The sequence below is a fragment of the Gemmatimonadota bacterium genome (assembly GCA_021295815.1).
Classification (GTDB): Bacteria; Gemmatimonadota; Gemmatimonadetes; order Longimicrobiales; family Gaopeijiaceae; genus JAGWBQ01.
On record JAGWBQ010000024.1, the window covers coordinates 1 to 15,877 of the forward strand.

The 15,877-nt window shown below is 66.5% G+C and carries 13 protein-coding genes; all 13 read right to left on the bottom strand.

From position 1 onward, the window contains the following. Positions 1-296: 296 nt before the first annotated feature. The 13 genes from J4G12_09400 to J4G12_09460 all read right to left on the bottom strand — a co-directional run bounded on the left by J4G12_09400 (position 297) and on the right by J4G12_09460 (position 15,724). Positions 297-986 (bottom strand): DUF1643 domain-containing protein, encoded by a 690-nt coding sequence (locus J4G12_09400; GenBank protein ID MCE2456007.1) that lies wholly within the window; start codon positions 984-986, stop codon positions 297-299. Positions 987-996: 10 nt separating this feature from the next. After that, entirely contained in the window at positions 997-1,956 is a 960-nt protein-coding gene (mmuM, locus tag J4G12_09405) for a homocysteine S-methyltransferase (GenBank protein MCE2456008.1), read from the bottom strand. Then, the gene (locus J4G12_09410; protein ID MCE2456009.1) at positions 1,928-3,148 is read right to left on the bottom strand and encodes an AMP-binding protein; all 1,221 of its coding nucleotides are present in this window, start codon (positions 3,146-3,148) and stop codon (positions 1,928-1,930) included. The genes mmuM and J4G12_09410 overlap by 29 nt, the downstream gene beginning before the upstream one ends. Before the next feature lie 30 nt (positions 3,149-3,178). Then, positions 3,179-4,039 (bottom strand): ABC transporter ATP-binding protein, encoded by an 861-nt coding sequence (locus tag J4G12_09415; GenBank protein ID MCE2456010.1) that lies wholly within the window; start codon positions 4,037-4,039, stop codon positions 3,179-3,181. Between the two features lie 57 nt (positions 4,040-4,096). Further along, positions 4,097-5,200, bottom strand: coding sequence for a site-specific DNA-methyltransferase (locus J4G12_09420; protein MCE2456011.1), 1,104 nt, complete (start codon positions 5,198-5,200; stop codon positions 4,097-4,099). Between the two features lie 40 nt (positions 5,201-5,240). After that, positions 5,241-6,566: an ABC transporter substrate-binding protein gene (locus J4G12_09425; GenBank protein MCE2456012.1), complete on the bottom strand. Its 1,326-nt coding sequence runs from the start codon at positions 6,564-6,566 to the stop codon at positions 5,241-5,243. 82 nt (positions 6,567-6,648) lie between these two features. After that, positions 6,649-7,662 carry a branched-chain amino acid ABC transporter permease gene (locus J4G12_09430; protein ID MCE2456013.1) on the bottom strand — a complete coding sequence of 338 codons (1,014 nt, stop codon included), beginning with the start codon at positions 7,660-7,662 and terminating at the stop codon, positions 6,649-6,651. A 67-nt stretch (positions 7,663-7,729) separates the two neighbouring features. Then, positions 7,730-8,602: a branched-chain amino acid ABC transporter permease gene (locus J4G12_09435; GenBank protein ID MCE2456014.1), complete on the bottom strand. Its 873-nt coding sequence runs from the start codon at positions 8,600-8,602 to the stop codon at positions 7,730-7,732. A 5-nt stretch (positions 8,603-8,607) separates the two neighbouring features. After that, positions 8,608-10,539, bottom strand: coding sequence for an AMP-binding protein (locus J4G12_09440; protein MCE2456015.1), 1,932 nt, complete (start codon positions 10,537-10,539; stop codon positions 8,608-8,610). Further along, positions 10,536-11,330 (bottom strand): ABC transporter ATP-binding protein, encoded by a 795-nt coding sequence (locus tag J4G12_09445; GenBank protein MCE2456016.1) that lies wholly within the window; start codon positions 11,328-11,330, stop codon positions 10,536-10,538. Before J4G12_09445 ends, J4G12_09440 begins: the two co-directional genes overlap by 4 nt. Positions 11,331-11,393: 63 nt before the next feature. Next, complete coding sequence (locus tag J4G12_09450; protein MCE2456017.1) at positions 11,394-13,838, bottom strand: choice-of-anchor B family protein; 2,445 nt, start codon at positions 13,836-13,838, stop codon at positions 11,394-11,396. 164 nt (positions 13,839-14,002) lie between these two features. Next, positions 14,003-14,806 carry a rhomboid family intramembrane serine protease gene (locus tag J4G12_09455; protein ID MCE2456018.1) on the bottom strand — a complete coding sequence of 268 codons (804 nt, stop codon included), beginning with the start codon at positions 14,804-14,806 and terminating at the stop codon, positions 14,003-14,005. Continuing rightward, a complete protein-coding gene (locus tag J4G12_09460) occupies positions 14,807-15,724 on the bottom strand; it encodes a sulfurtransferase (protein ID MCE2456019.1) in 918 nt (305 codons plus the stop codon). Positions 15,725-15,877 lie beyond the last annotated feature (153 nt).

A 15,877-nucleotide genomic window follows, 5' to 3' on the forward strand; every position in this document is an offset into this window, starting at 1 on the left:
ACGAAATGGATGTGGAGACGGTGGTGGTGAAGCGGCTGCGGCGGTCGGCCCGACAAGAGAACTACCCGGAGCCGCCGAGCCAGCCGGGCGAACGCCCGCAAAACGCTCCGGCGCGCCGCCCGTAACAGCGGTTCTCCCACCGTCGCGGGCAAGCTCCCTGGCCTCTTCCATGTCGGCTTGGGACATCGTTCCGGACGACGCGAAGCGCTCCGGGCGCGAGTAGACGAGCATGATCGGAACGGCCCCGCTCCATGGGGTAAAGCGAAAAATGCGGAATCCACTGTCCAAGTCCAAGATCACGTCCTACCTCGTCGAGGACCGTCGCTGGACCCCTCTTCGCGGGTGGGTGGCCGCCCTTTGGCTCCCGGTATTCGTGTTGCTCCTCCTGACCTTCTGCGTGGACGTCGGATTTTGGAGACCCGCCGAGGCCCCGGAGACGCTTGGCTCCGAAGACACGCGGACGGTTCCGCCACCGGATGACCAGGGGAGCCTGAGGTAAGCGCCCGGCCGGTGGCATGCACCTCCAGCTCCACCTCGGCAGGCAGGTAGAGCGGATGCTGCGGGCAACCTTCCTTGGTCGTGCCGCCGAGACGATAGACCGGACCGTATCTGCGCATGATCTCCAGAACGACGCCGGCCCGGCGCCGTGCCTTGGCGGTCGCACCCCAGGCGGCTATCGCAATGTCGGCCGCCTCGGCCTCCCGTTCGATATGGGAGTCGTTCAATGGTCCAACGGGATCATCCAGCTTCCACAACCGATCCGGTCGGGTGGCCCGCGCGGCGAACAGATTCACCAATCGCATCTCGGTAGCGTCGAACCGCCGGGCGAAGCCGGTCATGCGACGAACAGTCGGATCATCGCGCGTCTCGGTCGCGGTGCTGGGGTTCAACGCACAGAACAGGACGCGTCGGGGCCGCACCACCGGGAGCGGGACCAATAGGCGAGAGAGGACGTAGCGGTACCCGGGGTCGCACGTGCTTCGCAAGCCCGACCCCTCACCTTCCCAGGGCGACGGCGATCTCTCTCACCTCGCCGGGCCCTATCCCGCAGCACCCGCCCACGGCTGCGGCGCCTGCCGCGATCCACCGCGGCGCCAGCGTGCAGGCGTCCGTTCTCCCCCTGCCGGATGGGAGAGGAGTTCCCCGTCCGTACGCATCGGCTCCGAACCCGGCGCCTCGATTCGGGTAGACTATCACCGGCAGACTCGACGCGCGGACCATGCGCTCGACCAGCCCCAGCACGATGCCCGGAGGAACGCAGTTCGCGCCTAGCGCGACGATGCCTTCCGCACCCTCGCAGATCGTGATCGCCTCCTCGATCAGCGTACCGTCGGCCAGCCTGTCCTCGTCTCGGCAACTGAAGCTGATCCACGCCCTGGCACGGGTCTCGCGTATCAGATTGGCTATGACCTCTATCTCGAGCAGTGAAGGAACGGTGTCGAACGCGAGGAGGTCGGCCCGACTCTCCACAAGCGCCTCGAGTCCGGGAAGGTGAAACGCCGTCAGCTCATCGGCGTCGACCCCGTACCTGCCGTCGTACTCCAACCCGTCCGGAAGCCAGGCGCCGTAAGGCCCCACGCTCGCGGCGACCAGCGGAGGCGACCGACCCGCCGGCGACCGTTCGGCGACGAACGCATCCCGTTCGGTCACGGCGAGCTCGACACCCAGACGGATCAGATCGGAGGCCTCGTCCCGACCGAAACCCGCGTCCAGCAGAGCCGCGAAACTCGCCTGGTAGCCGACCGTCGAGATGATGTCGGCCCCGGCATCGAGGAAGGCGCGGTGTACGCGGCGCACCGCCTGGGGCGCCTGGAAGATCGCCCCACCCGACCAGAGCGTGGGATGGTGCACGTAGCCCTCGGCCTCCAACGCAGTCGCCGAACCGCCGTCGAGCACGAGCGGGGCGGGGCGTCCCAGCAGACGCACCTTACCGCCCATCGGAACCGTCGCGTTCATCGACGATGACCTCGGCGTCGGCGGTGATGGTCCCTGGAGCCACGACCTGGACCGCAGGACGCACGCGGGACGCGTCTCCGACTTGGACGGCAAGCCTCGCCTTCCAACCGTCATCCACTTCGGCACCGATAGCGGGCTCGACCAGCACCGTGAAGAGGTCGCGCCCGTCCGGCCCGGTAGCGACCGAGGCCCGCCACCGACCGACGAGAGCATCGGAGGCGAGCTCGGCACCGAGCTCCCGGGGGTGGACGAACATCCCTCTCACCTTGACCCCTGCTCCCACCCGTCCGAGGAAGCCGGTCAGACGAATACCCTCGCGTTCGCAACCGCAACGGTCGCGGGTGAGCGCCGAAAGGTCGCCGGTCGCGAAGCGGAGAAGCGGATAGGTCGGATTCGGGCTGGTGACGACGACCTCGCCGACCTCGCCCGGGGCCAGCGGAGCGCCGGTTCCGGGGTCCACGATCTCGATCACCTTGTCGGTGGGTACGTGCCAGCCGTCGTGCCACAGGCATTCGAAACCGAGCAGACCGGCGTCGGCGGTGCCGTAGGCCTGGTAGACGTCGACCTCGAACTCGTCCCGGATCCGTCGGCGCAGCCGGACCGGAAGGGGTGCCGCAGTGACGAGCGCCCGCCTGAACGGCATTCGCCCGACCTCCCTCATCCGCTCCAACAGGGAGAGCAGGAACTGCGGCGTGCCCGCGTATCCGGCCGCGTCGGCTGCGAGCGCCGCCGCCACCTGGTCGTCGATTTTCGCGGACCCGCCCGGAATCGGGACGCAGCCCGCCGCGCGCAGTCCGGAGTCGAGCATCGCCCCGCCCGGCGTCAGGTGGTAGGAGAGCGAATTGAGTACCACGTCACCTCCCAGAAAGCCTCCGGCCTTCACCGCCGCGCTCATCCCCCAGTAATCTTCGGCGCGACCTTCGGGGTCGTTGATGGGTCCGGGCGAACGAAAGACGCGGGCCAAGTTCCTCACCGGCACCGCGAGCATCCCTCCGAAGGGAGGATCGGCCGCATGGAGCGCCGGAAGATCGTCCTTGGAGAGCGGAGGAACGGCGGCCAGATCCGAGACGCCTCGCACGTCTCCCGGCCTCACGCCGGTGCGGTCCAGCCGGTTCGCGATCTCCCGACTGCGATCGGCCCCGTAGCGGACCGTCTCGACCGCCAGCGCGTCCTGCCGCGCCTCAAAGCTCATGACGACGGTCTTCCCTGTATCCTACAGTGGTCACGACAGCCACCGCTTCCGGCGGCGGTAGTGTTTGGCCGAGCGATACGAGCGCCTGCCGCCTTCGCCCATCCCCAGATAGAATTCCCGGACGTCCTCGTTCACGCGAAGCTCGTCCGCGGCGCCTTCGAGCACGACGCGCCCGCCCTCCATGACGTACCCGAAATCCGCCACGGCCAGAGCCATGCGCGCGTTCTGCTCCACAAGAAGGATGGTCACGGATTCCTCGCGGTTGATACGGATGAGGATATCGAAGATGCTCTCCACCAAAATGGGGGCCAGCCCCAGCGAAGGTTCGTCGAGGAGGAGCAGGCGGGGCGAAGCCATGAGGGCGCGGCCCGTGGCGAGCATCTGCTGCTCCCCTCCGGAGAGGTTCCCGGCGAGCTGACCGATTCTGGTTTTCAGCGCCGGAAAGTAGTGGAAGATCCGTTCGAGCTCACCCGCTCCCCGCTCTCGGCGCACGTGCGCGCCCACCAGAAGATTCTCGCGCACCGTAAGGTGTTGGAAAACCCGACGTCCCTCCAGTACCTGGGAGATGCCCATTTCGGCGATCCGGTGTGCGGCCCTATGCTGAATCTCGGTTCCGGCGTATTCGATCCTGCCGTCCGCGACCTCTCCGTCCTCCATCGGGAGAAGGCCCGAGATCGCCCGCAGGGTCGTGGTCTTGCCGGCCCCGTTCGATCCGAGCAGCGCCACTATCTCGCCCTCGCCCACCTCGAGCGAGAGTCCGCGCAGCACGAGAATGACTTCGTCGTACCGGACCTCGACATTGTTGAGAACCAGAGCCGGGTCGGGGCGGGCCGGCGGGCCGGAGTCGGCGGGTGCGATATCGTCGGTCGCGGAGGTCGCTGATCGTCCCATCGGTCGGGACGGCTGTGACCGATTCGCCGACTCCGGTGGCCTCTTCGCCAACGTATCCTAGAAGTCGTGTACGATGGGCTTGCCGGGTACGCCCTTCCCGTCGTCGCGTGCCGCACCGTCATCGGTGCGCTTTGGAATGTCTTGCCGGTCGCTTATCGGTCCAACGGTGCGACGGACGTGGCCGAGCCTTCGGCCCACCAGCTTGACGGCCAGAGGCGACAGGTCGATGCCGGCCCATTCTCGCCCGAGCGTCTCCGCCGCCACGCACGTGGTCGCGCATCCGCAAAACGGGTCGAGCACCATGTCTCCCGGGTTGCTGGAGGCTTCGACAACGCGGGTGAGCAGACCGAGCGGCTTCTGCGTGGGATACCCCAATCGCTCGGCGGAATTGCCCTTGATGATCGAGACATAGATCACATCCGACTGGGTCTTGTACTCACGATCGAAGTCGAAGAGGACATCGTCGTCGCGCAATTGCCGTCCCAAGTTCTTCGCCACTCTTCGGATACGTCGCAGAACGAGCTTGTCCTTCGAATCCTTGACCGCTCCGTACAAGACCCGATTGCCGCTCAAATGCCGCCGGTACCGCCTTCGGTATTCCGACTCGGCGCCCTTGATCGGATTGAAAGTGAAATTGTCCGACTTGGTGTAACGCCAAATGGTGTCGTGGTTGCGCGGGAAATTCCGGCTCGTGTTGGACATCTTTCCGTAACGCCAGATCACCTCGTTCCGCAGATTCGACGGACCGAACACGGCGTCCAGAAGAATGCGAAGATAGCTGTTGGCTGTCGGATCGCAGTGGACGCAGATGGTCCCCGTCGGTTCCAGGATCCTGTGCATTTCGAGCAACCGAACGGCCATCATGACGAGGTATGACTTCATGCCCGCGCTATGCGTGACGCCAGCCGCCTCGATCGCGGCGTATGCCCGAGGTTCACGGTCGGCGATCTCGCCATACCAGGCGAGGTCCGCGTCGTCGAGACTCCATGTGTCCTTGAAGGCCGCACCCGCCGCCTCGCTTCCCGTCGGCGAGGAATAGTTGCGGTCGGACTTGAACGGCGGGTCCAGGTAGATCAGATCCACGCATTCCGAGTTGATCCCTCGAAGGATTTCGAGGTTGTCCCCCGTCCATATGGTGCGATTGGCGAAATTCGGCCTCACGTCGTCCTCGGCGACGTCCGCCCGTAGGTCCGCAGGTCCTTCATCGAACTTCTCCTCCAGCTTCTGCCTCGGAATCAGGGGTGGCGTCGGCTTCGAGGAAATCGGTCATCGGACTCCAGGCCCCCTGCTCGACCCGGTAAATGCGCAATCCCTTGGCGCCCCGGTGATCGGTGGGGGTAAAGGTGACCGGCATCGCCACGCCGCCCATGTCGAAATCGGTGATGCCCTCCAGTGCTCGCCGGATGTTTTCGCCCACAAGCTCCTCGCCCGACGCCAGGACCCGCTCCATCGCCTCGGCGAAGACCGCGAAGGTCCACCAACCCTGCGTGAAGGCGTTCGTCCTTTCTTCCACGTCATCGCCCCGGGCTGCCAGATAACCCTTGATCACCCGCGTTCCGGGCACGTCCGCGTTGGGTGGTGGGAAAGGCATCGCGCCCATGACGCCTTCGGCGGCCTCTCCGGCGAGATCGACGAACTGGCGGTTCGCGCACCAGTTCAGACAAATGAAGGTCGCTTCGAACCCGAGGCTCCGCGCATTGCGCATGGCGCGGGCGGCGGGGTCGGAGGTGTTCTGGAAGATGACGTACTCCGCACCGGCCTGGCGAGCTCGAATCAGCTCCGACGTGAAATCCACCGCACCCCGCGGCATCGGATGGAGGCTGAGCTCGATCCCGCGAGACTCGGCGAACTCTTCCCCGCCCTGGCGCGCCGGGGAAAGGCCGAAGGGGCTGGCGTTGTGCAGCAGGGCCACCGCAGGCGCGCCTTCGTCGTGATTGCGGGCGATCCAATCGAGCGCGATGCGGAACTGGTCGCTGTAGCTGGCGGCCAAGAGGAAGTTGTACGGCGCCTCGCTCGGATCTCCGAGGCGGTGGGAGAGCGAGGCCGAACTGAACGGAATCTCGTCGTCGCGAACGCGGGTGGCGAGCGCCTCGGTGTCGCCGGTCCCCCACCCCATGAAGACGACCGCACCTTCGCCGACGAACTGCGAGTAGAGCTGTTCGGCACGGGCTACCTGGTAGCCGTAATCCTGGAAGAGTAGATCGATGCGGACCCCGCTTCCTTCCGTTCCGTCGCCGCCGATGCCGCCCCTCGAGTTGGTCCAGTCCGCAAAGCCGCGCACGCCGGCGGCGTAGTCGACTCCCACGTCGGCGGTCGGGCCGGTGAGATCGAAGATCGCGCCGACCGTGACGACGTCGGCTGTGGTTTCGTCGGCGGTTTCGCCGCCCGGGCAGCCGAGGGCCGCACCGCTGAAGGCTGCGAACGCCAGCATCGGGAGGAGCGAGCGAGCTGCGCGTAGGCGCTTCGGGCCGGCGTTCCTTCGCAGGTCGGGCTCGGTCGGGGGCAGGTCCGAGGCGGAGGGTCTCATGGCGCGAAAGATATGCCCGTCCCGCCCGCGTCTCAAGCTCGGCAAGCGGGTTCTTCGAACGCGATGCTCCCGCACCCCCGCGTCACCCCTTCCGATACGCGAACGGCCACACGTCGAAGTAGTCCTTCGCGTTGCGCCACAGCTTGGAGAGGCCCTTCGGCTCGAAGATCAGGAAGAGGACGATGACGACGCCGAAGATCGCCTGCTGGAGGTAGGGAAGCATACGGGTCACGCCTGGAGCCGAGTCCTGGATGGCCATGCCGGCGTTCGAGACCAGCGCCGGCAGCAGAGTGATGAGCACGGCGCCGAAGAACGCCCCGCGTATCGATCCCAGACCGCCCACGATGATCATGGCCAGATAAGCGATGCTCGTCTCCACGGTGAATCGTTCCCAGGTCACGATGGTCCGGTAGTAGGCTATCATCGCGCCGGCCAAGCCCGCGATGAACGACGAGGTGGCAAAGGCGAGCAGCTTGGTACGGAACACGTCCACCCCGATCACGCTCGCCGCCACGTCCTGATCGCGAACGGCGACGAAGGCCCGTCCCACCCGCGAGCGGAAGAGGTTGGCCGCGAAGAGCGCCGTCGCCCCGGCGAGGATCGCTCCGAACCAATAGAAGTTGAAGCCGGTGTTGAGCCGGATGCCGAAGAGGGTGGGGGCGGTAAGCACCAGCGCGTCCGTGCCTCCGGTGAGCGCGGTCCAGTGAGTCATGGCCCATTCGACGATCTCCTGAGCCGCCAGAGTGGCGATGGCCAGATAGAGCCCCTTGAGCCGGAGCGAGGGTAGGCCGATTACGATCCCTACCAGCGCCGAGACCGTGCACGCCAGGGCGATTCCGACGCCCCAGGGAAGTCCGAGGTTGAGGGTGAATAGCCCTGCGGCATAGGCCCCGACCGCCATGAACGCGCCCTGGCCGAGAGAGATCTGACCGGTGTATCCCACCAGGATGTTGAGTCCGATCGCCCCGACGGTGGCTATGGCCGCCTGATTGGCGAGGTCGAGCCAGTACGGGCTGGCGAAGAACGGGAATACCGCCACGAACAGCACGAGGAGCCCGAGTCGGACCCGCTCGACGGGCGTGCGCCTGAGACCCATATCGGACTCGTAGCGAGTGTGGAAGACACCGCACTCGAAGCTCACCCGACCCTCCTCGCCACCGCCCTCATACTCGCTCGATCTCCACTCTGCCGAAGATCCCGTAGGGCCGGAGCATCAGCACGAGCACCAGAACCGCATAGGGCAGCACCAGATTGAGACCGCGGCCCAGGTAGCCGCCCGCGTAGGCCTCGAGCAGCCCTATCGTCGCGCCGCCGACCACCGCCCCCCGGATCGAGTCGAGTCCGCCCAGGATTACGACAGGAAAGACGCGCAGGCCGATGGTGGCCACGTTGGGCGTGACGCCGACGATGCTCCCCAGCATGATCCCGCCGATCGCCGCCGCGGCCGCCGCGAGTCCCCAGGCCAAACCGAATACTCCTGGGATGTTGATGCCCAGGCTGAGCGCCGCCTGACGGTCGTCGGCAATGGCGCGCATGGCGAGGCCGTCGCGGGTATGTCGGAAGAACAACCAGAGCGCGGCCAGGACGGCCAGTGCGATAGGCACGATGAGAAGTCGGGCCGTCGAGAGGGTCACCGGTCCGATGGCCGTGGTGCCGGTCGGGAGCACCGAGTCGATGGAGCGGGGCGACACTCCCCAGACCGCGTGCACCAGGCCGCGCAGGACCGAGGAGAGGCCGATGGTCACCATTATCGTCGAGATGACGGGTTCGCCGATGAGCGGACGGAGGACGAGGCGTTCGATCAGGAGGGCGGCCGCAACCGCCCCGAGCACGGTGAGCAGCACGCCCAGGCTGGTGGGGAGCCCGAGCTGCACGACGGAGAAGAAGAGCAGGTAGGTACCGAGCAGGAGGAAGTCGCCCTGTGCGAAGTTGATTACGTCGCTCGCCTTGTATATGACCACGAAACCGGCGGCCGCGAGGGCGTAGATCATCCCGGTGCTCAGGCCGGAGAGGGTGAGCTGGAGGAAGACGTCCAAGCCGATCAGCGTTGCGGGTCGGACCGATACGCGCCACGATCCGGGGGAGCCACGCGCAAGTCGCAGATCCGAAGTTCGTTGGACACCGTAGCCGTCCGTCCGTCCTGATAAGTGATCCGGGTCGAGACTCGCACGCTCTCCTCGTCGCTGCGCAGCGCGGCGATCAGCTCGCCGAACCGGTCCGCGATGTGGCGTCTGCGCACCTTGCGGGTGCGGGTCAGTTCGGCGTCGTCGGCGTGCAGTTCCTTGTGCAGGAGGAGGAAGCGGCGGATGCGAGCCGGCTCCGGCAGCTCCCGGTTCACCTCGGTCGCGTGAGCGCGGACGAGCTCCCGCACCTCGCCCTGCAGCGCGAGATCCGTGAAGGTCGTGTAGGGGATGCCGCGCCGTTCCGCCCACTGTCCGACGTTCTCCGGGTCGATGGCGACCAGAGCCGTTACGAAGGGCGCGTCTCCACCGCCGAAGACCACGGCCTCGCGCACGTAAGGGCTGAACTTGATCTTGTTCTCGACGAACTGGGGTGAGAATACGCTGCCGTCGGGAAGCTTCATCACGTCGGCGAGCCTGTCGATCACCACGAGATGGCCGTCCTCCTCGAGGTAGCCGGCATCTCCCGAGCGCAGCCAGCCGTCCGCGAAGGCCTCGCGGGTCGCCTCCGGGTTGCGGAAATAGCCTTTGAACACAGCGGGGCTGCGGCAGAGGATCTCCCCCTCTTCGGATATGCGGATCTCGGTCTCGGGGAAGGGCGTTCCCACCGTGTGGAAACGGATGTCGCCGTCGCGATGAACGACCGAGATGCCCGATACCTCGGTCTGGCCGTAAAGCTGCTTGAGATTGACGCCGACGGCGTGGAAGAAGCGGAAGACGTCGGGCCCCAGGGCGGCGCCGCCGGTGTAGGCGCGCTTCACGCGGCCGAGACCGAGCTGATCGCGGATTCTTCCCAGAACGAGCAGGTCGGCCAACTTCAGCCTCGTGCGGGACCAGAGTCCGGGCGGACCTCCGTTGGAAAGCCGGACCTCCTCGCCCCGCTCCATGGCCCAATCGAAGAACTTCCTTCTGAAGGGGGTGGTGTCCTCGGCCAGGACCTGGATGTCCGAGACCATGCCCTCCCAGATGCGAGGCGGCGACATGAGAAAGGCCGGACCGATCTCGCGCATGTCGGCGCGCGCTGTTGCGGCGCTCTCGGGGAAATTCACCTTGAAGCCCACCAGGAGCGAGCTGGCGACACCGACCATCTGCTCGCCGATCCACGCCAAAGGCAGGAAGGAGACGAACTCGTCTTCGGGCTCGGCCGGGTCGACTCTCCTCAACTGAGCCGCCATGGCCAGCAAGTTCGCGTGCGAGAGCTCGGCCAGCTTGGGAACGCTGGTAGTGCCCGAGGTCGCCGAGAGCAGCGCCGTGTCGTGCGCGGAGAGCGAGCCCAGGCGGTCCGCGAACTCCCCCGGCCGCTCGCTGCCCCGGCGGGAACCGGCCCTCTCCACCTGCCCGAAGGTCGTGAGAGCGCGGTCGCGGTAGCCGTGCAGGCCTTGCGCGTCGTGGTAGACGATCTTTGTGACGCTCGCGACCCGTTCCTTCGCCTCCAGCATCTTGTCGACCTGCTCCTGGTCCTCGGCGACCACCACCGCAGGCTCCGCGACTCGGAGCATCGCGACCACCTCGTCGACGATGGAGTCCTGATAGAGGCCGACGGGAACCGCGCCGACGGACTGAGCGGCGAGCTCCGCGATCATCCATTCGGGCCGGTTGTCGCCGATGATCGCCACCCGGTCGCCGCGATCCACTCCCAACTCCAGGAGTCCTAGGGCGAATGCGCGGACCCGCGCGCCGTAATCCCCCCAGGCGATCTCCCGCCAGATGCCGAACTCCTTCTCTCTGAGCGCGACCGCATCCGGAGTTTCGGCGGCCCTGCGCGCGAGGAGACCGGGGAGGGTGGAACTCACGCGTCCGCCTTCGCACGCCCCAGATAGGCGTCGATGACGGCCGGTTCGCTCCGCACCTCCCCAGGAGGACCTTCGGCGATCTTGCGTCCGAAATCCATGACGGCCACGCGGTCCGAGATGTCCATGACGACGTCGATGTCGTGGTCGATCACAAGCACGGTCACGTCCCGTTCCTCGTTCACGTCGAGAATGAAGCGGGCCATCGACTCCTTCTCTTCGGCGTTCATCCCCGCCGTGGGTTCGTCGAGCATGAGCAGGACGGGATCCGCGGCGAGCGCCCGGGCGAGCTCCACCAGCCGCTGGCGGCCATGGGCGAGGCTGCCGACCTCTCGGTTGCGCAAGGCCTCGAGCCCCAGAAAATCCAGGATCTCCTCCGCGACCGCCCGATGCGCGATCTCGGCGCGCCGCTGGCTCGGGAGGAAGAGCCCTCCGCTCAAGACGCCCCCCGGCATGTGCGCGTGGCGGCCCAACAGGAGGTTGTCGAGCACAGTCATGTGCTTGAAGAGCTCGATGTTCTGGAACGTGCGGGCCAGCCCGAGTTCGGCCCTGCGATGAGGCGGCAGCCGCTCGAGCCTGTGGCGTTCTCCGTCCCTCCCTCGCAGGGCGACGCTGCCCGCCTGAGGACGGTAGAGGCCGGATATGCAGTTCAGGATGCTAGTCTTTCCGGCGCCGTTGGGGCCGATCAGCGCGAACAGTTCGCCCTTTCGCACCTCCAGGGAGACCCGGTCGAGCGCCCGCACTCCCCCGAAGCCCAAGCTGAGCTCACGGAGCTCGAGAAGCGATTCGGCCACTGCTGGAAGCGGCGCTCCCGGACGCTGAAGTGCGGGTGGACGGTCTCGGGCGAGAAGGCCCGCTCAGCTTATCGGCCTCCTGCGACGCAGTACGAAGAGTCCCTCCTGCATGCTGGTCACGATCACCGTGCCGCTCTCGAAGTACGGATAGACGCTCCAGGCGCCGCCGAACCCCGGTCCTTCGGTAAGGGGCGCCGTGTCGAACTTGCCGACCTCGCGCGGGTTGAGCGGGTCCGAAATGTCGAGCACGTGGAGTCCGTAGCGGTAGTTCGCCTGGTAGACGAAGCCGTCCTTGATGTAGAGATTGTGCGCGCTCGCCGGAAGCGAGCCCATGAACTCCCTGGCCAGAATCGGATCTTCCAGATCGCTCAGATCCCAGATCAGCGTGCGCGTGGTCTCGACAGCGCCCGCTATCACGTCGGATTCGTCGTCCTGGTAGAAGTAGCGGTGGTCCGGCGTGAGCCAGCCCTGGTGTATGTAGGCGGCGTCGGGCGAGGTCGCCCGGGCGATGTGGGTCGGGCTCTCCTTGTCGGTCACGTCGGCGATCTCGAAGCTGCGTCCGTTGGAGTTCAGACATATCTCACGTCCGAGGTAGCGTTCGTCCGGTCCCCGATAAGTGACGCACTGGGAGTCGTGGGTGCCGCTCTCGTCACGGTAGCAACCCACGAACTCGGGAGACCTGGGATCGTTGATGTCGATCATGTGCAGGCCGCCACCACAGGACTCGCGCCCGCCTCCGCTCCCGACCGCGTAGGCGAATCCCGTCTCCTCGTTGATGACGATGTTGTGGGAGCTGGCCACGCCGCGGTAATGGACATCGGGTTCGAAGATCACCGGCATCTCCTCGCGCCGGATGTCGCGCAGACGGGTGAGATCGAGCACCTGCATCCCGTGATCGCCGGCCCCGTCGGCGACGATGAAGGCGTGGTCCTTGTAGGTCTTGATGTCGCGCCAGAGCTGCGAAGGCGGCGTTCCCCTCGGCTTCGGCAGATCCCCGACCAGGATCGGGTTCGTCGGGGCGGTGATGTCGATGAAGGAGGTTCCGTCGTTACGGCCCACCAGCGCGTATTCCCTGCCGGTCACCGGATCGGTCCAGCCCCAGTTGTCGTTGGCGCGGACGCCTCGAGCGCTCCCGTTGCCCTTGAGGATCGAACCGGGAACGTAGGCGAGAAGCTCGACCTCGTCGCAGTCGAAGGGGCCGGCCCGGCCGTCGGTGCAGTGGCGCTCCTCGCCGACCAAGGGTGCGATGAAGTCGGGGGCGCTGACGAGCATGCCCGCGCTCGACCACTCGCCTCGCTCGCCCTCCTCGAACAGGTGGACGGAGCCGGCCCGGTGGTGCATGCCCGGGGCGGTGACGGCCACGACGCCGTCGGCCCCAGCCACCAGGCCGCCGAAGCGGTCTCGCTCGACCGTCTCGTCGGTCGGCAGGCGGACGCGGCGCGGCGTAGGCGGATCCGCCCGAACCAGGGCGTTCTCGAAGACCCATGCGGAGCCGGTCTCTTCGCCTCGCGCGTTCGGGCTGCCCACCCAGATGGCGTCGCCGACAACCGCGACCGATTCCCCGAAGCGGTCTCCGCCCGCTCCCTCCGCGGCCTCCAGCTCGTCGGCCACCAAGGCCCATCCGTCCATCCAGGAGTATACGAAGACGATGCCGCGGTTCTCTTCGTAGCCCGGAGCCCCGACCAGAGCGAACTCGTCCAGAGCCGATATGGAGCTGCCGAAGCCAGCGTTGACCGCCGCCGCGTTCTCGAGCGCGGCCGCCTCGGCCCACTCGCCTTCGGAGAGCGAGAAGTGATAGACTCTTCCGGATCCGGCGGTCTCGGCATCCGCTCCCCACGCGGGGGCGCCGACCAGGAGTCCGTTCGCGGTCAGGGCCATGGCCGCCCCGAAACGGTCGCCCGGGGCGCCGTCCGAGGGCCTGAGCTCGCCTTGGCGGGTCCATTCGCCGTCTTCCAGGCGGTAGACGTGCACGACGCCTGCCGGAGGAGGTTCGTCCGCCTGGTTCCGCCCTCGGCCGCCGGCCGGTCCGGGAGCGCCGACCATCAGCCACCCGGCGTCGGCGGCCAGGGAAATGCCGAAATCGGTTCCGCAGTAGCCGTCGAAGCTGCAAGAGGGCGAGAAGCCGGCCAGGTGGTCGCCGGCGATCTCGGAGTCGTGCCGCCATCCGTCGCCCGAACGGGTGAAGACATGGATGGGTCCGCCGCGCTGGCCGACGAAGAGGTGTTCACCGGAGAGCGAGAGCACGGTCCCGAAACCGTCGGCGACCTCGGAATCGGGCGCGTTGAGCACGGCAGCCTCCTCCCAGCCGTCCGTGACCTTCCGATAGGTGTAGACCGCGCCGGGTCGAAAGGTGGTGGTCGGTTCGGCGACGATCACCTCGTCCGCGGTGACCACTACGGAGTGTCCGAAGGCGCCGGACTGGGCCGACATTGAGATCGGCGCGAGGAGCGCCAAGACCGCGGAGGTGGCGAACAGAGGGGCGAAACGGCGGGCGGGACTCTCTTTCATCAGGTAATCTCGATTGAGGGCGACGGACTTCGGTCGTCGGTGGGCAGGTATTGAATATATCTGCCATACCCGCCTCTCGCGCCATTCCGAAGCGGCTGCCGGCAACCGTCGCGAAACTCGCGCGAGCTCCTAAAGCGGCGTTCGAATGCCGTGGGAGGTTTCGCTTAAGTCTTCAACTGCAAGGCAAGTCGCCGGAGAGTCTCGACCTCGGTCCCGGTCAGAATCCGGTCTCCCTGCCGCGCCTTCGCCAGCAGACGTTCGACCTCCTCCCTGTTTACGGCGTGCAGGGTATCGAGATCGACCTTGGACCAGTACTCGACCTCCGATGCCGTCATCTTGGTGAGGATGTCTTTGGTATCCTTCACGATGGCTTTGTATTGTCGTTGCTTGGCCTGGTACTTGAGGCGCAGCGTTCGCAGGTAGACTCCGGCGCAGAGAGCGCCGCCGAAATGAGCCAGGTGCGCGACGTTCGAGCCGGACTGGGCCGTTATCCCCGCGAACAGGGCTCCGAAGACCAGCACGGAGGCCAGCAACCAGGCAGGCACCGGTACGACCATCCACAGGTAGATGCGCTCGCGAGGCCAAAGCATCGCGAAGCAGATGACAATGCCGTAGATGGCGCCCGACGCACCGATCACCGGCGGCACCGCGCTACCCAGGATCAGCGGTAGAAAATGGAAGACGGCTCCGCCGATCACACCCCAGGCATAGAGCTGGAGGAAGGAACGCGAGCCGAGTCGGTCCTCGAGGCGCGGGCCGAAGAAGAAGAGCCCGATCATGTTGAAGAGAAGGTGCATGAAACCGCCGTGGAGGAACGCGTAGGTCACGAGAGTCCACGGCCGGACGAGGAATTCCGCGCCCGGAACCAGCACGAAGTTGTTGAGGAGCTGCCCCGTGCCCGGCAGGTAACCGAGCATGTAGAGGGCGACATTGATGCCGATCAGTCTCCCGACCCACTTGGTAAGCACTTAGCGGACCGTTCCTTGGGAATCGCCTGCCGAAGGGGCGGGCGCCTCGTTCGGAACGCCGGGTACTTCGCCCGGTCCTTCCCCCGGCGCCTCTCCTCCAACGAAGGGCAGGTCGTCTCTCGTGCCCCAGTCGTGCCATGAACCGTCGTAGAATCTGACCTCCCTACCGAGGCTTCGGGCGGCGAGGTAGCTGTAGCTGGCTCGCCAGCCGACCATGCAGTAGACGACCACGGTGTCGCCGGCGGGCGCGGAAGCCGCCTGGAAAAGAGCCTCGAGCGAATCTTTCGAGTGCATCCAGGGAAGCGGTCGCGATTCGATTAGCTCCTCCCAGTACATCTGATGCGCACCCGGGATGTGGCCGGGGTTGGCCATCCCACCCATGCCGCCGTCATTACCCGTGTACTCGTCGTCCGGGCGGGCGTCCACCAAGGCCAGCCCCTCGTTCCCGAGTCTCTCGGCTATCCAGTCGGCCGACACCATGATGTCGCTCCGCGGCGCCAGGCTCACTTCGCCCCGAGGGGTCGAGCCCGACTCCACGCCGCTCGTCAGCACCGGGTGGCCCAGTTCCTGCCAGCCTCCCAGCCCACCGTCGAGCACCGAGACGGCACCGTCATAGCCCATCGCTTCCAGGGTCAGGAAAGCTCGGGAAGCGAAGAGCGGGTTGTGGGAATATAGGACCAGGTGGTCTCCGTCGTTCACGCCGGCGAGTTCGAGAACCCCCTCGACCGCGTGAGCCGGACGCATCTCGGTGCCCCATCCCTGCTCGCCGTCCCAGACGAGGGAATCGAGGTCGAGCAGGCGAGCGCCCGCGATGTGGAGAGAATCGAAGCGGTCTCCGCCGAAGTCGGCATGCAAGACGCGCACGCCTCCCGCGCCGCGCTCGAGAAGCCAATCCGGCGAAACGATCGGCTCGGTCACCCGAACCTCCGTTCGGGGTTCCGCGCAAGCGACCGAAAGCGCCGAAGCGAACGCGAGCGGCAACTTCGTCACGACCCTGCGTAGGGTATTGGTGTAGACCATGCCTATTGCAAATTGGAGGCTTAATTCGTATCGAAGGAGTAACCCCTAACG